Origin of the sequence: Nostoc flagelliforme FACHB-838 (assembly GCF_014698065.1) — a bacterium.
Classification (GTDB): Bacteria; Cyanobacteriota; Cyanobacteriia; order Cyanobacteriales; family Nostocaceae; genus Nostoc; species Nostoc flagelliforme_B.
Genome location: NZ_JACJSI010000378.1, coordinates 1 through 5,463, shown reverse-complemented (window position 1 = coordinate 5,463; position 5,463 = coordinate 1). Strand labels below are relative to the sequence as shown.

At 40.9% G+C, this 5,463-nt stretch carries 3 protein-coding genes; 2 read left to right on the top strand and 1 reads right to left on the bottom strand.

Annotation, left to right across the window (positions count from 1 at the left end; all coding sequences use genetic code 11):
• The first annotated feature begins 172 nt into the window (after window positions 1-172).
• Window positions 173-355 (top strand): hypothetical protein, encoded by a 183-nt coding sequence (locus H6G97_RS44185; RefSeq protein ID WP_190946816.1) that lies wholly within the window; start codon window positions 173-175, stop codon window positions 353-355.
• A gap of 102 nt (window positions 356-457) precedes the next feature.
• Here the strand turns inward: H6G97_RS44185 and H6G97_RS44180 are convergent, their stop codons facing one another.
• Entirely contained in the window at window positions 458-988 is a 531-nt protein-coding gene (locus tag H6G97_RS44180; RefSeq protein ID WP_190946815.1) for a hypothetical protein, read from the bottom strand.
• Between the two features lie 47 nt (window positions 989-1,035).
• Here H6G97_RS44180 and H6G97_RS44175 point away from each other — a divergent pair, with 47 nt between their 5' ends.
• A complete protein-coding gene (locus H6G97_RS44175; protein WP_242056028.1) occupies window positions 1,036-5,361 on the top strand; it encodes a hypothetical protein in 4,326 nt (1,441 codons plus the stop codon).
• The last annotated feature ends 102 nt before the right edge of the window (window positions 5,362-5,463 follow it).

The window sequence follows — 5,463 nt, the reverse complement described above, 5'->3', positions numbered from 1 at the left end:
TTCTGATTGCTTTATATGCTGCCCCATTTTCTCCACCAGTTGTTTGATGCTGGCTGGAGTCTTTTCCCAATCTGAGTCGGAAATTTCAATTCCGTAGGCGAGGCAGTTTTCATCCATGCCTCTTAATCTACCATCTCAGTAACCCATTTTTGACTGTAGCGTTTCTTATCCTGTGAACGGTTACCTGCAAGTAATGTGGGCTGAAGTAGTCAGAGAACGCTCGGCATTCAATTCACTGCAAAGAGTAATCATTACAGCCTTTGCCATTTTAGGAATGATTGCCTTTTTTAACGGGGCGTTTCGCTCTGTCAAACCATCAGCAGCTGCTAACCCACCTGCTGCCCAACAGCGTTAATCCAAATGGTCAGGCAGCGTCAGAAAATCAACGCAAAAAGCTGAGAGCCTTGTTTGACAATGCTTTCAGCTTATATTATCACTCGCTCTGCATAGCTCCCGCTTAATATACTGTGTCCTTGTCGAAAGGTAAACTGTCTTCCGGCTCAAAGTTACGCAGGTCTTGCTCCATCTGCTGCCGACGTTGTCCGTATGTTCTGCTGTCTTCAATCCTTCCTCTCATCAACCATGCACCAAAGTTGATGCCTTGTTCTACGTGTGAGGCAGACATTTCATTATAATCATCAACCTCCATTTTCTTACGCCACTCAAGCTGTTCCAGGGCACTTTCACTGATGCCAATTTTCTGAGCATATTCTACATATTCAGGTTTGAGAGAACCATCTGGGTTAAATTCCTTTTTTTCTTGTTCGCTGAAGAAATCGTAGGCTGTGTAGATTGGCCACGGCTCTGGATCAGTCTCATCCAAGTGCTTCCACTCGTCATACTCTTCTTTTACTCTACGAGCGTAGTCATCGACTGCTTCTGGATGTGCGCCAAGAGATAATTTTTGTTGCCTGACCTCATCTTTTAAAGTTCCATCTGCGTTGAATTCTTCCTTATGCATATTTACCCAACGCTTAATTCTCGACATACAAACCTCCCCAAATATTAATCAAGTTTCATCTATTTCTTAAAATCATGACTCTGGAACTAAAGCATTTTGATCCCAGGCTTAATCAATGGATTTATACAGATGAGCGTAAAACTATTTTAACTGAAAATCTCAGTAATACTTTACTGGAATTTTACTTTCCTGATAAAAAATTTTCATTTGGACATTCAGATGAATACAGTACAGATGAAGACTTAAAAAATCATCCAGATGGACACATTTTACTATTATCTTCAAAAACTCGTTTATTTTATGGGGATAGAGAATGTTTAGAAACGATTCAAAAAATTTGTCCAGATAGTAAAGACCGTGGGGCTTATGGTTCCATCTTCCTTGGGGCTTGTAAAAATGCGATTCACGAAAAGCTAAACATTCTAATAGTAGATGATTCTACTGATAACCGGGGTGAAAATGGAGGTATACTATCGAATTATTTAGCATATAAATTAGTTGGCGATTGTTATGGACAGATTTCAACACAGCTTTATGACAAGCTAACCTTAAGAGAATCCCAAGTAGATAAAAGCTATCGTATAATTCAGCATCGATTTGGTTGGGTGGATGGAGTTGGAGAAGATACTACTAAATACCGTTTTGGCAAAGGAACACTCCGACCATACAGACTCGATAGAATAGAATATGCAGATCCAAATAACAAACCAAAAATAGATATAATTCTCCCCGTAAGCAGTTTTAAGGGAACAGACAAGGATAGACCCAAAGGCGCTACTAAACCGCAGATTCAGCCAGGATTATATCAGCAAAATATTTGGTTAGCTGAAAAAGGGCAATCTCAACAAGGTCAGATGTCTATCTCCCAACTGCTGGCATCTTTCCCCCAAGGAATTAAAGATTTTGCCGAGGAACTAGAGGTACAAGCTCAAAGATTAGCCTCTATTCAAGATGACCCTAGAAATGTTGCTGCTTACTATTGTGAAAGATACGAAAAACGTAAAGAATCATTGAGCCCAAATAAATTAAAAACAGGAAAAGTCAACAATCAAGAACTAAATGTTAAAAACTTAGAGAGAAATGATGGCTTAGATGCAGATGAGGAGTTGGATGACGAGAGTAGTAAAGATGACTTGTTCATGTACAAACTTATTAAAGCCGATTTACTAGGGCATCAGCAGTTATTAGAAACTGAGAAGGTCAAACAGGAATTAAGTCGGTTTGTACAAAGTGAGTGGCGAGATATTGCTATCGGGAAAACGCTTACTTTTGACCGAGGAATGATTATTCCCTCCAAGGAACTCAAAAATGGTGAAATCTGTGTCCCTTGGCTGAAGCTTGGAGAAAAAGTTCTTAACTTTCGCTCTCCTTTCCTCAACTCTAATGGATTATGTGTTTCTACTAATAAACACGTTTTAGACCGTGTTGCTCCAGATGGTGAACCCTTAGAAGGCATAATTGTAGTCAATGACGAAGACCACAAGCGCATACAAGCCAGAATTACAGAGTTAGAAGCACAAGGAATCGATGTTGATTTTATCGACCCAGCAGAAACCGAATCAGAACGCCAAGCACGAGACTACGATGGTGACTGCATTGGTGTGGCAAAAGCTAGCTTATATCCCAATTTAACAGCAGAGGCAGAGCGAAGAAATCTTCCCCAAAACGCCTATTCCCCCACAGTTAAGCTCAAAAAGCAATCATTTTATTTGGAAGATGGAAGCCAGCCCCCATTTGAAAAAATCGCTATTCACATGAGCGATAGCATCAGCGTGGGCATAATCAACAATCAAGTTACTGCACTGGAAGCATTAGAATCGGAAATTGAAGTACTTAAAACTTACGGTAACTTAGAGCAACAATCAAATTATTTAGACCAAGTATCTAAGCGCTATCAAAGTTTATTTGAACAGGAACATGACGAGAAGCCCAAACCAATTAGAGCAGAGTACAAACCCTTCATGCAATCTGTTGTAGCTCTAGCAAAGAATCCTAACAGAACGCCAGAAATTATTCAGCAAGCAATGGACATTAACCGTCAAATGTACCGGAGCATGATTGAAGAAGGATGTTATCAAAACCAAATAGCGGTTGATTTATTCAAAAGTGCTAAAAAACCTGAAATGGATAAAATCCGGGAAAACAACCGCTACTTGTATCGTGATGTTAATTATATTAAAGATAAAAAGTCGCCTTCAGTTTATTTAAACACGGGGATAACACCAAAGGGCTACTCACCAGTAGAATTATTAATTAGCCAAACCAATAAATATTTCCAAGAATCACAGTTAGAATCGCGCCCCATCGTTCAGTTTAAAGACTTGTTCCAAGGAGTAGAATTTACACCACAGCAAAAATTTGCAGCGATCGCCGCCAAGTACGAGTTTGATCTGAAGTTCAACGCTGCGGTTCGTGCCTCAAGGCGGCGAGAAACAGAGTCTGGCCCTAGCGCAATTATTCAAACGGATTCAGGAACGCAACTCGAAATTACCAACCTCACCCGCTACAGGCATCCCCTAATCTGGAAAGCCCAGACGTTGAACATTCGCTTAGATGAGATTAAATTCACAAACAGTGAACGCCCCCATAAATTATTAGCAGTTGCACAGATAGATGGCGAGGTTGGGTCAGATGGAAAACCCGCTTACCGCAACCTGGGGACAGTTAGCCAACAATCTGTGACTGACCACAACCTCAAATCGGGGATGACCATGCAGGGAGCTAAACTCCTAGAACTAAAACCAGAACTTACTAGAAGCCAAACTAAATTACTTTTCGACAAGGCACAGGAGACGGCTCTCGCATTTTACGCTTGTATCCCAGAGTCAGAAAAACTTGCTCTATCCGCCGCCGCTTGGAGCATCTGTGCATCTCGCCAAGATGAACTCGAAGTTGCAAGAAAAGAAAACGCAAACCCCCAAGCTTACGCTAAAAAAGTCTCTAACTTCGCCTTTGCTGCTTTCCCCAATGAAATTATCTTCCGCCTGGAGCAACTGCAATTTACCGAACCGAAGTTAGTCACACTTTTGAATGAGGCAAATCAATTTTTGGGTAGAAAGTGGAACCCAGACGAAAAGCACCCGATAGAAATTAGGGCTAGCCACCACCCAGTCGGACATGAGCGCCATGTTTCCAGATTGTTATTTGTACAGGATAGTAACGGCGAATATAAGGAATTCGCCATGCTCGAAACCAGAACTGCACAGCTTCCCATTGGTACAAAAGCGCAAGCAAGCATGGTTGGGATAGAACCTTCCACTGCCAAAGCAACTATTGGACTACCAGGAAACGAGCCGATTGAAATTACTATCCGTGAACTCAAGAACTTCTCTTATGCAGGACTTGTTTTTAACGCCGAACCCGTAAACTTAGAATTTGGCACTGTGCCGATTCCTGATAAAACAGTAAAAATCGAAATTGATGCTTTGACTCTGGGTGAGTTAGACAGTGATTCGCTCCTTCAGTTGAAACAAATTGATTACCTGAAAAATGGTAATCCTCTAAAGTTAAAACTTACTTCTATCTCCGAAACTGGAGATCAAGCTTTTGTGCTGGGTGAGTCTCCCAATGGGAATCTCCTCAAAATTAATAAAATTAACTTTTATGATTTTTCTGGTCAGACATTCAATGATCAAGATTACCGAAAATTGACTATCGAAACGTCAGCTTCTAAAACTAGAGATGCTGTGTTTTTGAATGGTGAACCCTTGGGGGTATTGCACTTCAAAAAAGACAAAGACGCGCTCAGAGAACTTGGGCTACTCAAAACCGGAAAACTTACATCCGCCGACGCTATCATTGAAAGTAACTTTTCTGTTATTTGCGCTCAAATTGACCCTAATACCGTTGAATATCCCCAGAAATGGACGAAGGAATTTCAGGCTTTTGGGACTCAATCAGTTAATCCTCAACAACAAGAGATGATTGATAGTAGTGCGAAAATTCTACATCAGATTAAAGAGCGTCCTACTTTCTTATTTTCGACAGAATCAAACAAAAAACTTGGAGTCATGGGCTTGGCTGTTGACAACCAGAAAGCTGAGACTGTGACAAAATGGTTAACTGCTCAAAATGTTGTATATTCCCAAGTCCCGCCCGAAGATGTCATCAGGGAAACTAAGAAAGGTCTAGCGGTATTTAACTTGGTTGATAGCTCCATCCCTGCCAAAACTTTAGAGAGCATGACCAAGAAATTTGGGGCTGTGATTGAAACGGATAGTGAGTATCAACAAAGAGTTAATTCCCTCGCCACACGACCGCAGTTTTTGAAACCACCAGAACAAACAGCACAATCCCCACCTAACCAATCTATAACTCCATTACTCTCCGTTAATCCTTCGACAACAGACATTAGTAATAGTACAAAAACAGAACCTCTAAGTGTAGAGAAAGACTTTTAGGAATCATTCTAAGATATGGTAGTGACGTGACAACAAAAGGAGGCGGACAGGTTCTCCGTAACTCACTGACGCAATCAAAAAGGATATTGTTAAATCAGCGAA